This window comes from Ensifer sp. R-19 (assembly GCF_049905105.1).
GTDB lineage: Bacteria > Pseudomonadota > Alphaproteobacteria > Rhizobiales > Rhizobiaceae > Ensifer.
Genome location: NZ_CP184571.1, coordinates 183,613 through 199,283, shown reverse-complemented (window position 1 = coordinate 199,283; position 15,671 = coordinate 183,613). Strand labels below are relative to the sequence as shown.

Below are 15,671 nucleotides of genomic sequence, written 5' to 3'. Positions count from 1 at the left end.
ACCTTCGCGCCAGCGAAGATTGTCGGCCTCGACTGACGCGGCCGCGTTTCGCCCGACTTGAAAGGATACGAGTCGTCGTCCTGCGAAGGGTCAACTTTCCCCTCACCGAAAGTCCCGCGTCTTCACCTTGATCGCATCGAGATGCAGATAGGGATCCACGATGTCGCGAGGCCGCGGCCCTTTCGGCAGCCCGCGCGGATCGGGCGTCGGCGCCCCATGATGAAACTCGTCACCTCGCCCATGCGGAAGCGGAAAGCCGGCATCCCGATCGCCGACGCTGGCAAGCTCTGCGGATAGATCGGTCAGCCGATGGGCGACGAGATGCACCACCTCGCCTTCCCGCTGGATACGGCCATAGACGCCGAGCATGCCTGCACCAAGCACCACGCGGCGATACTTCTCGAAGGTCTTTGCCCAGATGACGAGGTTGGCAATGCCGGTCTCATCCTCGATGGTGATGAACATCACACCCTTGGCCGAGCCCGGCCGCTGGCGGACGAGCACCAAGCCCGCGGCTTCCAACCATTTTCCGTCGCGCGTCAGCATCGCGTCGCGGCAGGTGATGATGCGACGTTTCGAAAGATCAGCGCGCAGGAACGAGAGCGGATGGTTGCGCAGCGTCAGCCCGACATGCCCATAGTCCTCCACCACCTCCGCACCCGAAGTCATGGGCCTCAGCGCCACAAAGGGTTCATCGAGTTCGGCGACAGTCCGGCTTTCACGGGCCGAAGCGGCGGCAAAGAGCGGCAGCGGCTCGTCGCGCAATGCCTTGATCGCCCATAGCGCCTCGCGCCGCGCAAGCCCCAGCGAAGGTTGGAAGGCGTCGGCTTCGGCAAGCTCGACGAGCGAGGCAGCCGGCACGCCTGCCCGGCGCCAGAGATCGTCGACGCTCTCGAAAGATCGTTCCTCGCGCGCGGCAACTATTGCCGCAGCATCGGTGTTCGCGAGCCCCTTGATCATGCGAAAGCCGAGACGAACGGCAAGACGGCTTTCATCGGCCGTTGCCTCGAGCGTGCAATCCCAGCGGCTGGCGTTCACACAAACCGGGCGGACTTCGACACTGTGGTCGCGCGCATCCCGCACGATCTGGGCCGGGGCGTAAAATCCCATCGGCTGAGCATTGAGGAGAGCCGCACAGAATACGTCCGGATGCCAGCATTTCAGCCAGGAAGAAGCATAGGCAATCAGCGCAAAGGAGGCGGCGTGGCTTTCAGGAAAGCCGTAGCTTCCGAACCCTTCGAGCTGCTTGAAGGTCTTCACGGCAAAGTCCGGTTCATAGCCGTTTGCGACCATGCCCCGGACAAGCTTCTCGCCGAACTTCGAGACACCACCTGTATGCTTGAAGGTCGCCATGGCGCGCCTGAGCTGATCGGCTTCTCCGGGCTTGAAGCCGGCGCACTCGATCGCGACCCGCATCGCCTGTTCCTGGAAGAGCGGCACGCCGAGCGTCTTGCCAAGAACCTGCTCCAGTTCCGGCTTCGGATAGACAACCGCCTCTTTTCCCTCGCGCCGACGAAGATAGGGATGCACCATGTCGCCCTGGATCGGGCCGGGCCGCACGATCGCCACCTCGATAACGAGGTCATAGAAGGTGCGCGGCTTGATCCTCGGCAGCATCGACATCTGCGCGCGGCTCTCGATCTGGAAGGTGCCGAGCGTGTCGGCACGCCTGATCATCGCGTAGGTGCGCGGGTCTTCGGCCGGGATGCTCGCGAGATCGAGATTGATGCCCTTGTGCAGGGCGAGAAGATCAAAGCCGCGCTTCATGCAGGAGAGCATGCCGAGCGCCAGGCAATCGACCTTCATGAACTTGAGGATATCGATATCGTCCTTGTCCCATTCGATGACCTGACGGTCGGCCATGGCGGCCGGCTCGATCGGGACGAGTTCGTCGAGGCGGTCATGGGTCAAAACGAAGCCGCCCGGATGCTGCGACAGGTGGCGAGGTGCTCCCATCAGCTGCCGTGCCAGGTCCAGCGTCAGGCGCAATCGCCGGTCAGAAAGATTGAGATTGAGCTCCTCGGCATGTTTCTCGCCGACGTCCTCGCCCCAGCCCCAGACCTGTGACGACAGCATCTTCGTCATGTCCTCAGGCAGCCCAAGCGCCTTGCCGACATCCCGAATGGCGCCCTTCGACCGGTAGCGGATAACCGTCGAGCAAAGGGCCGCGTGATCGCGGCCATAGGTCTCGAACACCCATTGCATCACGATCTCGCGGCGCTCGTGCTCGAAGTCGACGTCGATGTCAGGCGGCTCGCGCCGCTCCTCGGAAACAAAGCGCTCGAAGAGAAGGTCGTTTATGTCAGGGTCGATCGAAGTAATACCAAGCACATAGCAGATGGACGAATTGGCAGCCGATCCCCTGCCCTGGCAGAGAATGTCTCTTGAACGGGCAAAACGTACGATCGCGTTCACCGTCAGGAAGTAGGGCGCATATTGAAGCTTCTCGATTAGTCGAAGTTCGTGCTCGAGGTTCTTTCGGACCTTGGCCGGCAACCCTTCGGGATAGCGCCAGGCAGCGCCCTCCCAGGTGAGTTGCGCCAGCGTCTGTTGCGCCGTCAGCTCCGGGTTGGATCGCTCCTCCGGATATTGATAGGCGAGCTCGTCGAGCGAAAAGCGGCACCGCTCCATGATCTCGATGGTGCGGCCCAGGGCTTCGGGGTAGCGCGCAAAGAGGCGCGCCATTTCTTCGGGCGGCTTCAGGTAGCGGTCGGCGTGCCGCTCGCGGCGGAAACCGGCCTCGTCGATTGTGATGTTGTGTCGAATGCAGGTGACGACATCCTGCAGGATGCGGCGCTCGGGCACATGAAACAGCGCATCATTGGTGACGACCGTCGGCACCCCGATCGAAATCGCCATGTTGGAAAGCTGGTGAAGCCGCAACTGGTCGTTCGGCCGGCGGCGCAGCGTCAGCGCCAAGTAAGAACGATCGCCAAACGCTTCCTTCAGACGCCGTAGGCGCAACGCGCAGTCCTCATCAGCAGCATCGGGAATGAGGACGGCGATCAGTCCTTCGCCATAGGCAACGAGATCGGACCAGTCGAGCCGGCATTTCGCCTTGCCGCCGCGCTTCTTGCCGAGCGACAGCAGCCGGCAAAGTCGCGCATAGGCCGGCCGGTCTGTCGGATAGACGAGCACCGAGAGGTCGCCTTCAAGATCGAGGCGGCAGCCGACGACCAGCCGAACGCCAGCATCCTTGGCCGCCTGATGGGCGCGCACGATGCCGGCAAGACTGTTGCGGTCGGCCACTGCCAGCGCCTCGATGCCGAGCGCTGCTGCGCATTGAAACAGCTCTTCACAGGAGGAAGCACCGCGCAGGAATGAGAAATGGGAGGTAGCCTGCAGCTCGGCATAGCGCGGCGTCGTCATCCGAAGATCCCGTGCAGGAACCATTGGTGGCTGCCGGTCTCGCTGTGTTCGCCGTCGCCTGCGCGATATATCCAGTAGCGCTCGCCGGCGTCGTCCTCGACCTGGAAATAGTCGCGCACGGCGACGAGCTCGGCGTCACGTTTCCACCACTCGCCGAAGACGCGCTCCGGCCCATCGGCGCGTCTCACCCGCCGGCGCACGCCGCGCCAGGTGAAGCTGACCGGCGGATGATCGGGAAGCAGCGCCATCGTCTCGATCGGTTCGGGATGGACAAGCAGGCGCACCGGCCTTGGCCAATGGCCGGGCCAGGTCTGGCCTTCGTCCGGCGCCATCGGCGCGATGCGGTTGATGGAGCGCTCGGGCACGTCGCTTGCAACCGGTGCAAAGCGATAGAGCCGACGTGCGCCGATACGGTTTCCCAAGATGTCGATCAGGCCGGAAACATCGGCGTCCGGCTCATCGACCAGCGAAGAGATGATCTGGCTCGCCACAAGCGGTTCGGCCTGGGTTGCCGTCAGCGACATGATCTCGATCCCGAAGCCAGGGTCGATCGTTTCGATCCGATCGGTAATAAGCCGCGTCAAGCGCTTGGCGTCGCGAACAGGGGTCGCGGTACCTGCGCGGATCGCCTGGTAGGTGTTGTCGACGCGATGGAAGAGAAGATCGACGCGACGCGCGCCAAGACCCTTTTCTTCCAGTACCCGACAGAGCATGAGCACCAGCTTGGCTGTATAGCGCGCGATGGTCTCGGCAGCCGCAATTGGTTCACCAAAGGAGCGGCGAACCTCGATGAGATCGGGCGTGCGCACCGGGTCGATCGGTTCGACAGTCTTTCCCAGGGCCTGGTCGAGACGACGGCCAAGCTCGGGTCCAAATCGGAGAGCAAGCGGCGCCCGCGGCACGCCGGCCACCTCGCCGATCGTGTTGAAGCCAAGCACGCGAAGGCCATGAACGATTGCCGGATCGAGGCGCAGCGCTGCGATCGGTAGGTTCTGGATGATGTCCTCCTGCGCGCACGGCGCGATGACAAGCGTCGGATGAGCGAGAAACCGGGCGCCGGCATGGGCCGCCCCCCACGTATCGGCAACGGCAGCCCGTGCTTCGATGCCGGATCCGAAGAATCGGTTGACCATGCCCGAAAGCATCAGGTCTTCGCCGCCATGCAGGTGATCGGCACCGGTCGTGTCGATCACCAAGCCGTCGGGCGGGTCGGCAGCGACGATCGGCGCGTAGCGCTGCAGCGCCCAGAGCGCCAGGCGTTCGAGCGCTTCTGCATCAGCCGCCGGATCGGCGTCCATGACGACAAGATTTGTGACGAGCGCCTGGGCCTTCGTGGCAGCCATGCCCGGCCTCAGGTTAGCGGCTATCGCCGCAGCATTCGCCGAGAGCACCACGCGCCGGCGTTTTTCGCGACCGACGAGGACGAGAGGCGTTTCAGCCGGTGGCGCTGCGTCGCCGAGCTTGCGCCTCAGGCGATCCGTGGACCAGCTCGGGAGGAAGAGCGATACGACCCTTGGCATCTGGGGCCTCCACTTCGAAATCTGCACTTTCGCCGGCGCGGCAGCGGATAAGTTCGACCAGCCAACGCGCGCGGCCGACGCCTGGAACCGGCAAGGGGGCCGACGGCAGGACGGACACCCGCCAGCGCGTGACCGATGCCGTCGGCTGCCCGAAATCCGAAGCCTCGGCCTGTCGTCGCCAGCGGCGGATCGCGATACCCATCGTGCCTGAGCTTTCGGCCGCAAGCTGCAAGCGGCGTGAAGAGGTCATCGAAAGGCGGGCGAGTTCGCCGACGACGGCCCCAAGTCCGCCGTGGCGAAGCCCTTCTTCCATGCAGGCGAGAAGCGCCTTTTCGTCGCCGGCCTCCACATAGATGACGCGGCTCGGCGAAAGACCTACTTGAGCCAGCGCCGGCGCGAAGAGATCCGGCCGCGTCACGCACCAGAGCACCTTGCCCTTCGAGCGGGCGGCAATGCCCGCCGAAAAGAGGGCGGCTGCAGCGCCGTCGATTGCACCGTTGCCGCCGCCGGCGACCTCATGCAACGAACCGAGTGTGAGCCCGCCGCCCGGCAAGCGCCGATCAATCTCGACGACACCAAACGGCAGGACCTGCCGTCCACGGCCGCTCGTGCCCTCGAGGCGCTGGATGCGCTCGCGAAGTGCTGAGACGACGATATTGTCGACTGGACGGGACATTTTGGAAGGAACAACTCCTCAGGGCTATGCATTAGCGCTTCCTGTTGATATGTTCTCTATTTGTTCCTATTTGGGTTGCGAGTCAACGAAGTTCAGAAAAGAGCCTGTTGATTGCGATCCGCACGGAGACGCGGCCTCGCGCAGACGGATGCGTCGGCCGCCGGGAACGGCGACAGAGGCGCGCGGGCGCTGGTATGAAGGACGATGAGAAAAGCGGAGGATCAGAGCCCGTGTGCAATCTCTACAACATCACGACGACACGCGATGCCGTGATCGCATTCACCAAAGCCTTCCGCGACAAGGCCGGCTGGAACCAGCCATCCTATGACGTTTATCCCGGCTACCAGGCGCCGGTTGTTCGCATCGGCGACGACGGTCAACGCGAGATCACGCGTGTCACCTGGGGCATGCCCTCGCCGCCGGCTTTCGTGAAGAACTACGATCCAGGCGTCACCAACATCCGAAACGTCACCTCTCCGCACTGGAGACGCTGGCTCGGGCCGACCAGTCGCTGCGTCGTACCCTTCACCTCCTTTGCCGAGCCGGATCCGGCAAGCTTAGTTCCCGGCGGGAAAATCCCGAACGCCTGGTTTGCCGGCAACAAAGAGCGGCCGCTGATGTTCTTCGCCGGCTTCTGGACACCGTGGAAGGGTGTCAGGCGCGTGCGCTATGGTGAGCGCGAATATGAGCTTTTCGGCTTCCTCACCACATCCCCGAACGAGATCGTCGCGCCGATCCATCAAAAGGCCATGCCGGTGATCCTGACCACACCTGAAGAGGTCGACCTGTGGCTCACCGGATCCTGGGATGAGGTGAAGCACCTGCAGCGGCCGCTTCCGGGCAACATGCTTGTTGTCGTCGAGCCGCCTGCGCCATCGCCGGGCGAGGAACTATTGCTGTGAGCCAACCGTGACAGATACTTTCAGGCAGCCGCGCAAGATCATCCATGTCGATATGGATGCCTTCTACGCCTCGGTGGAGCAGCGGGACAATCCCGAGCTTCGCGGGCTTCCGATCGCCGTCGGCTTTGGCGAGGCCCGCGGCGTGGTGGCAGCCGCGAGCTATGAGGCGCGCAAGTACGGCGTCCATTCGGCCATGCCGTCCGTCACCGCCAAGCGGAAATGCCCGGATCTGGTTTTCGTGAGGCCGCGGTTCGATGCTTACCGCGCAGTCTCACAGCAGATCCACGCGATCTTTGCCGAATACACACCATTGATCGAACCGCTCTCGCTCGACGAGGCCTATCTGGATGTTACCGAGAACCTCAAGGGAATGGAGGTTGCGACCGAGATCGCCGAGGAGATCCGCGCAAAGATCAGGGCAAGGACAGGCTTGACCGCTTCGGCCGGCGTTTCCTACAACAAGTTCCTTGCCAAGATGGCTTCCGACCAGAGGAAGCCGGACGGCCTCTTCGTCATCACCCCGAAGAACGGTCCGGCTTTCGTCGAGGCGCTGCCCGTCAAGAAATTCCATGGCGTCGGCCCGGCAACCGCCGAGCGCATGCACAAGCTCGGCATCGAAACGGGCGCCGATCTGAAGGCTCACGATATCGCCTTCCTGCAGCAACACTTCGGAAAATCAGGGCCTTACTTCTACTGGATCGCCCGCGGTATCGACGAGCGCCAGGTGAAGGCCGACCGGGTGCGCAAGTCCATCGGTGCGGAAGACACGTTCTTAGTGGACGTCCACGATTTTGAAACCGCGCGAGCCGGTCTCGAACCGCTGATCGAAAAGGTCTGGCGCTATTGCGAGGCGAGCGGCATTCGCGCCAAGACCGCTACGCTCAAGGTAAAGTGGGCGGATTTCACGCAGATCACGCGAAGCAAGACAACTGCAGCACCGATCGCGAGTGCCGCCGAGCTTGCCGCGGTCATGACGATGCTGTTGTCTCCGCTCTTCCCTGCTCCGAAAGGCATCCGGTTGCTGGGCGTGACCCTGTCGTCGCTTGAACCAGCCAAACTCGAAAGCGCGCCGCAGTTCTCATTAGCGCTTTGAGGAAGACGCAAAAGGCCGGCCGCGCCAGAGACCACGGGGCCTGACATGCTTGCGGACTCTCAGCGAACCATCAGCTACCGGACACCATGAGCGGTATGGGCAACGCCGTCTCAGCCTCGCCGAGGATTTCGAAGGTGTATTTGCTCGATGCATCGACCCCCACCGAGTAGCAGAGGCGATCCTGCACGTGGTTGTTCTCGTCGAAGGTCAGCACTTTCGGCTTTAAGGAAGTAAGCCGGCTTTCGTCGAGGTAGACCGAGTTGCATATGATGATCTGGTCGCCGGGCTGGCAGGTCCTTGCGGCCGCACCATTGAGGATGCAGCACCTGGATCCGCGCTCACCGAGGATGACGTAAGTGGAGATGCGCGCGCCGGAATTCTTGTTCCAGATCTCGACGAACTCCATCGGCAAGATGCCGGCCTCCTCACAGTGGTCCGGGTCAAGAGTTATCGACCCATGATAGTTGAGGTTCGCCTCGGTGACATAAATGCCATGGAGCTTCCCTGCGACCAGCTTTCTCATGCTTTTTCACGCCTCGCGGTTGATCAGGTTCCTCGCGCCTTGGCGCTGCCGACCGACGCGGAGATCTTCGCGCTCCGACAATCGCCAAGCGGAAATTGAAAAGAAAGCCCCGCCGGGGAAGGCGGGGCAACGTTCGCACCCAGATGGCTCTCTGAACGCGGGGAAGAAAAAGTCCATCGGCCGAGCCGATGCACTCAGATACGAACAAAGGTCCCCGCAAGGAAGGTCGCTTTCGGCAATTCCGGTACGGTTTTGCTAATATATCAACCTGCTCAAATGACGACCCCGGATCTCGTGACACTCGGTGCCCGCCACAAAAGCGCCGAGTATTCCTTGATCGCTGCTTACCTGCATCCGGAGGCGGTTTGCGCGGCAGCGATCAGACAAGCTCCATCGTCCTTCCGTAGTCCGCCGCGGACATCTCGCGATAGCCCATGGCCGGAGGCCGGCACTAGGTTCCCTCACCGCGTTCTCGCAATCCGTACGGCGAATGTACTAGGCCTGTCCCCCGAGATGACTACTGTATCAACGTTGAAGGATGGGGCTTGTCGCTATATAATTTCATTTCTAATTTATGTTAATTTTTCAATCCGTTAACCTGCGGAAGGAGGACATTATGCGCCTTCCTGAGATACCTTGGGCGGTCCCGTTATCTGTTCGTTTGCAGTCAGGATCGAACCGCATTTTCGCATCGGTCTACGACGCGCTGGATTTTCTGGAACATGAATGGCCGATACGGCACGGACAAGGCTATGAACGAGCCATGATAACGTGCCGCTGTGCGTTGAATCGCTCCGTTCCAGCAGCGGTCGCCCGAGATGCCTTCATCGGTGCGTGTTTGGAGGCTGGCATGGCAACGTCAGCGGTTGCTGCCCACTACCATGCGCGCTCGGGACCCCACGGCAACAAGCCATTGACCTGACAACGCCAATTTGCGCACGAAAACCGCATCGCACCGACAAGCAGGAAAGTCGGGTTCCAAGTCATCGAGACCTGGCATTGGAGTTCGTTGCACCACATAGCCGCTCTGCCCCGGTTACTCAGCTACTGGAAACCTTGTTCCCGTGGCGAGCCATCTCGGTGAAGAAAGAGGGTCTGGACGAGTGCCTCGCGAGTTTTCCTGGTTCCAAGGCGCGCTGCGCATCGTGGAACATGTCGCTGGCAGCCTCGTTCTTCTTCAGTACGAATGGGAAGAGCGATGTGGCGACGAAACGACTATGGTTCACCTGAAGAACGAGCATCCGGGATGTTTCCTGTTTGGCTCATCCTGTTCGGGCTTTGTGCTGTTCTGGTTTATTTGGCCGTGGGCGGAGCGCTCCTGGGAGATGGCGCCCCGCAAGCTGTCTTCCTGCCACCCGTTGCTGGTGACTAGTCTCCAACAACGGCGGACGGTCGGGATCGAGTAGTCCGATGGGAGGCGACACACATGTCGATAACGGTCCTGATAGCAGCCACGTGTGTGACATTTGGCGTCGTATGTATGGCATGGGCGGCGCTTAGCCGACGCCCTCTCAGCGATCCACAGGACACAAAGCCGACACTTGAACCCAAAGGGCAGGGTTTGCGCTTTCTCGGCTTGCCCAGAAACGCGCTCGGCCTCGGCCTGATCTTGATCGGGTTGGCGTTGTTTGTTGTGTACGCCTGGACAGATTGAATTTCGGCCGAGGATCCCTTCCTGCTTGGCCATAACCGCCTCACCCAATGTTCGCGCGCATTGCTAACCTGTTTTTGGACAGGAGATCTGCATCCAATTCTTCATGGTCTGATGCGAACCCCGACGTCACGGCGAAGAATCCGGCCTTTATTCCGCCCGTTTCTTCATACTCTTTTAAGGAATACATTCCTTTTGCGGAGAGCTGACCATGGCGACCGGCGCATCCCAACGTTTGCACGACGGGGTCGCTGCCGTCGAGACGATGACGCGGTTTGCCGTAGCAGTTCTTGCCCTTGCCTCAGGCGTCTACACATACCTCGGTGTACGCAGCATCCTGGATGGCTCGCCGACTGCGGTGTTCTTTGCTGCGGTCATCTACTCGGCTTCTGTCTCGGTCGGAATCTACGCCTTTTGGTCCTATATGGCCCGCTTCTATCCGCATATCACCACCCATAGGGGCCGCGCCTCCATGCTCGGCGTCATGGCGCTTGGCGCGGCCATGATCCTGGCTATGTCTAGCTGGCTGAATGCGGCGGCGCTCGCGGGTTCTGCCGCGCTCGAGCAGCATCTTGCAGAAACCGTTGAAGACTATACGGCAGACCTTGACCAGGCCCACCAGAACGCGCTGGCCGCCCAAAGCCTTTTGCCCGACATCCAGCGCGCATCCGAACGGTTTGCTCAGCTTGCTCAATCTGAACGGCAATCGGGCGCCCTCACCGGCACAACAGGTTCAGGAAGCGTCGTGCAGCTGCTGTCTCAAATGTCAGCACAGATGAAAGATCTCGAAAGCGGGATCAACGCCTCACGCGAGCAGGTGACGACCTTGTTCAATCAAGGACAAAAGCGGCTGGAGGCTATGCGCACCCTGGTCTCGGCGCCCGGTGCAATCGAGCCGCGCGCCGATCAATTCTCCTCGGAAGTCGTAGCGCTCACAGGCGTCATAGCCTCGCTCGGGCAGACGTCCATCGCACCTTCGATCCGTCGCGCGGCCGACGATCTTTCTCTCGGCTTTATTGCTCCGGTTGCTGACGGTGGTGATGCAGACCTTGTCGACCGTCAGGACAGAGTAATGGCAACCGTGCGCGCTTCAGTGGCGGCTCAGTCGAAGGTGCTTTCTGAGGCTGCCGACGAGATCCTTGCGCGCACACCGGTTAAGGAACACCGGTTCGTGCCATTGTCATCTGCAGAAGCGGTGTTGCGCTACGCCGCCGACTTCATTCCCGCCTGGGCAGGCGCCGTCTCCATCGATCTCCTGCCCGGCGTCTTGGTCTTCATTCTGGCCGTCGTCCATGGCGCAATCCGCAAACAGGAGGAAAGCATGCCGTTTGCGGAGCGCATCACGGCGGCCGAACTCTTGCAGGCTTTGGAAGTGCGGCATGCCTTGACGAATAACGGGGTAAACCTCGAACAGGCCGTTGCGGAGCCGGAACCGGAGAAAGGGCTAGAGGAACCAAACAACATCACCAGTCTCGATCCACGAACACGTCCGAAGGATCGATCGAATGAGGATCGATGAACCGATCAGGATGCTGAGCCGCCTGGACGATGGCGCCTTAATGCGGGGGGCCTTCCTGCTGCTATTGGCGTTGACGACGGTCTTTCTCCTTATCGATGTTCGCGAAATCGCAACGAAGAGACAGCTGCCAACCTTCGATCCATCCCACCCGATGCCCTTCTTACCACCTGCCGGAACCAAGGCGGATCCGGACCGGCCTACGGTAAACCCGGCAAGCCCAATCGAAGATCTAGCCAAGCCCATGACGTTCAATCTTGGTCCAGGGGGCTCCTTGCTTGCTGAAGGAACGCTCGACCTAGGCGCAGCCTTGCGATTTGCTCGCGAGGTCGAACAACGCGGCGAATATATCAAAACCGTAGAGCTCAACTCGCCGGGGGGCTCGGTAGACGACGCATTGGCGATCTCCAGGCTGATCCGAGAAAAGCGGCTGAACACCAAAGTGGCATCGAGAGCACTGTGCGCATCCTCATGCCCGATTATCCTGTCAGGCGGAGTCGAGCGCCTTGCGGAATCCGACGCGGTCGTCGGCGTGCATCAGCTCTTCAGCGACAGCAATGATCGGCCGACGCTACAGGAAGCCATGTCGGCAGCCCAGTCCGCCACTGCCCGGATCGCGCGCCATCTCGACGCGATGGGTATTTCTGCCAACCTTTGGTTCCACGCTTTGGAAACCCCTCCGGATCATCTCTATTATTTGACGGCGCAGGAAATGGCCGATTTTCGGCTCACGACAAAGGCCGCGGCTCGCGCCAAGAAGAAGAACTAGGTCGACGCAAGCGATCCAAGAGGGCGTTCGGCCAGGCTCCGCCAGCAACGACGGGTTCTCTCGTCCGGTCTTTCGAGGTCAAAGTGGCTCTCAAAAGCATCAGGTTTCGGCGCGCTCGGTGCGGCTCAGGAGCGCGATGGTGGAACAACGGTTATCCTCCTCGGTTGAATGGAACCAGAGGAGGGCCAGGCCATGACGGATCAGACACATGATGAAAGCGTTGTCCAAGCATCGCAGTTGGCCGACACGCCAAGCGACGAGAGTGATCGTGCGACATCAGGCAGCGCTGACGTCCGATCCTACTATCCTACTCGAGAGGCGCAGCTAGAGGCTTTGCGAACAGACGTGATCCGGCTTAGCACGGAACTCGCAGCCATCGCGGCCGGAACCTCGAGGCTGGCCGTGCTTGAGGCGAACGTCGTCGTCCAAGCGGTAGAAAACAAGCTCAGACGCCACATCGTTCCGGCAATCGTTGTGGCTGGCGTCGTGGGGTACCTCTGGACCGCGCTCGCGCGGCCTCGCTGAGCCCTTGGGGTCCGACGGCACTGGCCACGACGTTTTCGCCGCATCCACTTCGCGTGGCGCGCATTAGAAAGGAAAAGCGAGAGGAACCTTCGATGGTCCTGAAATTTACCGATCGTCAAATCGCCGTCAGCATTTGTGCGATCGCGGTGATCGCACTTTGCCTCAACCGATCAAACGGGCGAACTCTGCGCGCCAGGCAGGACGAGCCTCTCTATCCTCTGAGTGAAGATACAGACCAAAGTCGCGGCCGCAGCGCCGATGTTCCCGAGGACATCCCTCGAAAGGGGCTCTATGACGTGCTTTGGCGCGTCGTACACGAAGTGTCCGGTGACCGGGTCGCGCTCGTCGCGGCTGGAGTCACGTTTTATCTGCTTCTTGCGCTGTTTCCAGCATTGGGCGCGATCGTGGCCCTTTACGGACTGCTCGCCGATCCCGTCGATATTGCGGAGCACTTGAGAACGCTCGCTTACGTCCTCCCCCCGGGGGCCTTCGACATTCTCGCCACCCAGGTTCGCGCACTCGTGCAGATACGTGACGCGACCTTGAGCCTTGCTTTTTTCATCGGCTTCGCCGTTGCCCTTTGGAGTGCCCGAAACGGTACGCTCGCGCTGTTCGACGCAATGAATGTTGCGTACCAGGAAGTCGAAAAGCGAGGATTTGTCAGACTCAACCTCATTGCCATCGTCTTTACGCTCTGCGCCATGATCGCCCTCATCCTGATGATAGTCATCACCGCCGTGCTATCCACACTACTTCGAGTTGCGTTCCTTGATCCAACGAACGAAACCGTGGTCCTCCTGGCTGGCTGGTCCCTTGTGGTCGTCGCCGCATTGACGGGAGCGGCGGTGGTGTATCGTGTCGGTCCCAGTCGCCAGCCGGCGAAACTCCGCTGGTTGACGTGGGGATCGGTCTTCGCAACATCCGCGTGGATTGTGATGTCTCTGGGCTATGCCTGGTATCTCAACAACCTTGCTGACTACGCAGCCAGTTACGGTGCGTTGGGCGGCCTTGTCGGGTTCCTCATATGGCTCTGGTTGTCAGTGACCCTGCTGATCGTGGGTGCGGAGCTCAATGCTGAACTTGAGCATCAAACCGCAAAGGACTCAACTACCGGCAGGCCGCTTCCCATGGGCCTTCGTGGAGCCCATATGGCCGACACTATCGGCAAAGCGGCAAGATGATGGCGTGTGCGCTGCGGATGTCTCCGTCCTTCGAACTTCGGGGACGAGTCCTGAGGCTCGGGACGGTGGACGGGCCGTGGGTTTGCAAAAACACCAGCGCCCGGCTTTCGCTAGCCGGTCGAACTGCGAGCATCCGACCTCGATAGGCCCCACACCGAGCGGGGACACTGATGACAACAGTGGGGGCCAGAGGCGCCTCGATCGATCGGGTCGAGGATCGAGAGCATCCCCAAACCTAGGCGCGGCGGAACAGGTTCTTCCATGGGACTTCAGTCCCAGACGAGAACATTCCGGGACGGTGGCCGTTCCGAGAGCGGTACGTTTTCCTCTAACGAAGTCCATCGAGGCACTCGCTTGGCCCCATCGTCGTCCTTGTGGGCCGGTCCACTCCCTGCCAGCAGGAACCTTTGCGTCGGAGGTGCGTTTTTGGCGTGTCGTGGTCCCACCCCCGCTCGCGATCATGGCAGACTTCACCAAATCCCCCGAGTGAAGTCCGAAGGTAGCCTCTGGCCTCGTCACCCCGGCGGGCCATTTCTTTTCATGCCCTGGCCCCTAGACTGGTGCGCCGGGCACCAGCAACGGCGCAAGCCGCCGGCAATTAGCAGCCGGGCCTATTGATCTTTGATTCGCGCGATTAACCCAAAAAGGTACAATCCTTCAGTGTCCCGCCTGGACGGCTTAGCGAGCGAGTTTGGCCGCTCGCCCTAACTTGGAGGGTTAAAATGCTATCAGCCTACTCTCGAATGCTGCTTCCTGGCGACCTTGAAAAGTTGCAGGCCGTGTTTGATGAGGTTCTCAGAGAATACAGACTTCCGGCTGATTGCGAGGATGCGCAGTTTCTCGCGTCGCGGCTGATCCAACTGTATCAAGACGTTTGCGACCCCGCCTCGCTTCGAGCGAAGATGGGATCCAGCCCGCCGCCGGCCTAGACGCCACATCCGGAACCTTTTTTGACGATGCGCGTTCATTGCGTGCCTACGATCCACTACCCCCCGGATCTAGGCTGAGGCTCCATCCACTATGCCCAGAATGGAGCCCATTGGCACTACTCCGTGCCGAGGCCCCGCTCTCCCCGGACGGGGCCGTTTCTTTTTCCGCATGGGAACCACTTTTAGAGACTGTGGTTTGAGGACCGGCGATGATCCTCCCCCAAGGATCCAGCCGGGCTTCATGGGGTAATCCCTTTCCCCGCGTAGGAGCCCATCAATGCCATGATGCAGCCTCGTTGGCCCCGACGCCCCGTCGGGGCCATTTCTCTTCGAGGAACATGCGCGTTTGGCTCGCCAATGATCCAAAATCCTTCGGATCAAGGTAGAACTCCGAGGTTCAAGCGGAGGTGGGGCTATTCTATTGCAACTTAGGGAACACGCCCTGGCGCTCTGCCGCCATGCAGAAGGGGGCACCAGCTTCGCCGCTCAAGCAGCAATCTGGTGCGGAACAAATGCATTCGCCTCGCCGTTGGACTTTGGAACGGCAGCAGGCAGGCGCAGAAGTAGATCAGGAAGAATTCCGATGGCCCGCAGGATCAAAGATGAGAAGGTACAGAAAATTAACCTCATGTTGAGCCAGGCCGTTACGGCAATGCGCGTTAACGAAAGATTGCTATGCGAATTGTTGCGGTGGGCTGCCGACCAATGCGATGATCCAAACCGGTTCATCCATGACCTCGTGGAGAAAGCTAGAAACGATCTGACACGTGCCGGCACGGACGACAGTATGACGTCTTTGATCACCACTCACGAAGCGCTCGAATACCTCGATCATCTCGCCACGGAAATCCAGGAGATTCGGGCGAAGGGCTCTCCAGCCGCAAATGCCGGCGAGGGCAGCGATATACCCCAACTATCCACATTCCAGTTCCATGACTTGCGCGGTCATGCCCCTGACACATGAGGCGGCGTGCCAACGCTCTTAACCGGCCTGTCGATGGCTGGCAGCACCGACCT

13 protein-coding genes are annotated in these 15,671 nt (G+C 60.9%); 9 read left to right on the top strand and 4 right to left on the bottom strand.

Features of this window, described 5'->3' with window-relative positions:
* Window positions 1-102: 102 nt before the first annotated feature.
* The 3 genes from ACN9MO_RS31340 to ACN9MO_RS31330 are packed head-to-tail and all read right to left on the bottom strand — an operon-like array spanning window position 103 to window position 5,565.
* Window positions 103-3,369: an error-prone DNA polymerase gene (locus ACN9MO_RS31340; protein ID WP_425989137.1), complete on the bottom strand. Its 3,267-nt coding sequence runs from the start codon at window positions 3,367-3,369 to the stop codon at window positions 103-105.
* The gene (locus tag ACN9MO_RS31335) at window positions 3,366-4,889 is read right to left on the bottom strand and encodes a Y-family DNA polymerase (protein ID WP_113737924.1); all 1,524 of its coding nucleotides are present in this window, start codon (window positions 4,887-4,889) and stop codon (window positions 3,366-3,368) included. The genes ACN9MO_RS31340 and ACN9MO_RS31335 overlap by 4 nt, the downstream gene beginning before the upstream one ends.
* A complete protein-coding gene (locus ACN9MO_RS31330; protein ID WP_057250094.1) occupies window positions 4,804-5,565 on the bottom strand; it encodes an ImuA family protein in 762 nt (253 codons plus the stop codon). Before ACN9MO_RS31330 ends, ACN9MO_RS31335 begins: the two co-directional genes overlap by 86 nt.
* A gap of 230 nt (window positions 5,566-5,795) precedes the next feature.
* On the opposite strand from ACN9MO_RS31330, the gene ACN9MO_RS31325 reads away from it, so the two are divergent.
* Complete coding sequence (locus ACN9MO_RS31325) at window positions 5,796-6,467, top strand: SOS response-associated peptidase (RefSeq protein WP_113737917.1); 672 nt, start codon at window positions 5,796-5,798, stop codon at window positions 6,465-6,467.
* A gap of 52 nt (window positions 6,468-6,519) precedes the next feature.
* Complete coding sequence (dinB, locus tag ACN9MO_RS31320; RefSeq protein ID WP_113737923.1) at window positions 6,520-7,560, top strand: DNA polymerase IV; 1,041 nt, start codon at window positions 6,520-6,522, stop codon at window positions 7,558-7,560.
* A 70-nt stretch (window positions 7,561-7,630) separates the two neighbouring features.
* Here the strand turns inward: dinB and panD are convergent, their stop codons facing one another.
* Window positions 7,631-8,083 (bottom strand): aspartate 1-decarboxylase, encoded by a 453-nt coding sequence (panD, locus tag ACN9MO_RS31315; RefSeq protein ID WP_113737916.1) that lies wholly within the window; start codon window positions 8,081-8,083, stop codon window positions 7,631-7,633.
* Between the two features lie 616 nt (window positions 8,084-8,699).
* On the opposite strand from panD, the gene ACN9MO_RS31310 reads away from it, so the two are divergent.
* The 7 genes from ACN9MO_RS31310 to ACN9MO_RS31280 all read left to right on the top strand — a co-directional run bounded on the left by ACN9MO_RS31310 (window position 8,700) and on the right by ACN9MO_RS31280 (window position 15,618).
* Entirely contained in the window at window positions 8,700-9,005 is a 306-nt protein-coding gene (locus tag ACN9MO_RS31310) for a DUF982 domain-containing protein (RefSeq protein ID WP_082615807.1), read from the top strand.
* A gap of 142 nt (window positions 9,006-9,147) precedes the next feature.
* A complete protein-coding gene (locus ACN9MO_RS31305) occupies window positions 9,148-9,489 on the top strand; it encodes a hypothetical protein (protein ID WP_156414627.1) in 342 nt (113 codons plus the stop codon).
* A 456-nt stretch (window positions 9,490-9,945) separates the two neighbouring features.
* Window positions 9,946-11,253 (top strand): hypothetical protein, encoded by a 1,308-nt coding sequence (locus ACN9MO_RS31300; RefSeq protein ID WP_057250082.1) that lies wholly within the window; start codon window positions 9,946-9,948, stop codon window positions 11,251-11,253.
* Entirely contained in the window at window positions 11,240-12,019 is a 780-nt protein-coding gene (locus tag ACN9MO_RS31295) for a hypothetical protein (protein ID WP_113737914.1), read from the top strand. The genes ACN9MO_RS31300 and ACN9MO_RS31295 overlap by 14 nt, the downstream gene beginning before the upstream one ends.
* A gap of 192 nt (window positions 12,020-12,211) precedes the next feature.
* The gene (locus ACN9MO_RS31290; RefSeq protein WP_162728089.1) at window positions 12,212-12,544 is read left to right on the top strand and encodes a hypothetical protein; all 333 of its coding nucleotides are present in this window, start codon (window positions 12,212-12,214) and stop codon (window positions 12,542-12,544) included.
* Window positions 12,545-12,636: 92 nt separating this feature from the next.
* On the top strand, window positions 12,637-13,725 hold the full coding sequence (locus tag ACN9MO_RS31285) for a YihY/virulence factor BrkB family protein (RefSeq protein ID WP_113737913.1): 1,089 nt from the start codon (window positions 12,637-12,639) through the stop codon (window positions 13,723-13,725).
* 1,512 nt (window positions 13,726-15,237) lie between these two features.
* Window positions 15,238-15,618 (top strand): hypothetical protein, encoded by a 381-nt coding sequence (locus ACN9MO_RS31280; RefSeq protein ID WP_113737912.1) that lies wholly within the window; start codon window positions 15,238-15,240, stop codon window positions 15,616-15,618.
* Window positions 15,619-15,671: the final 53 nt, after the last annotated feature.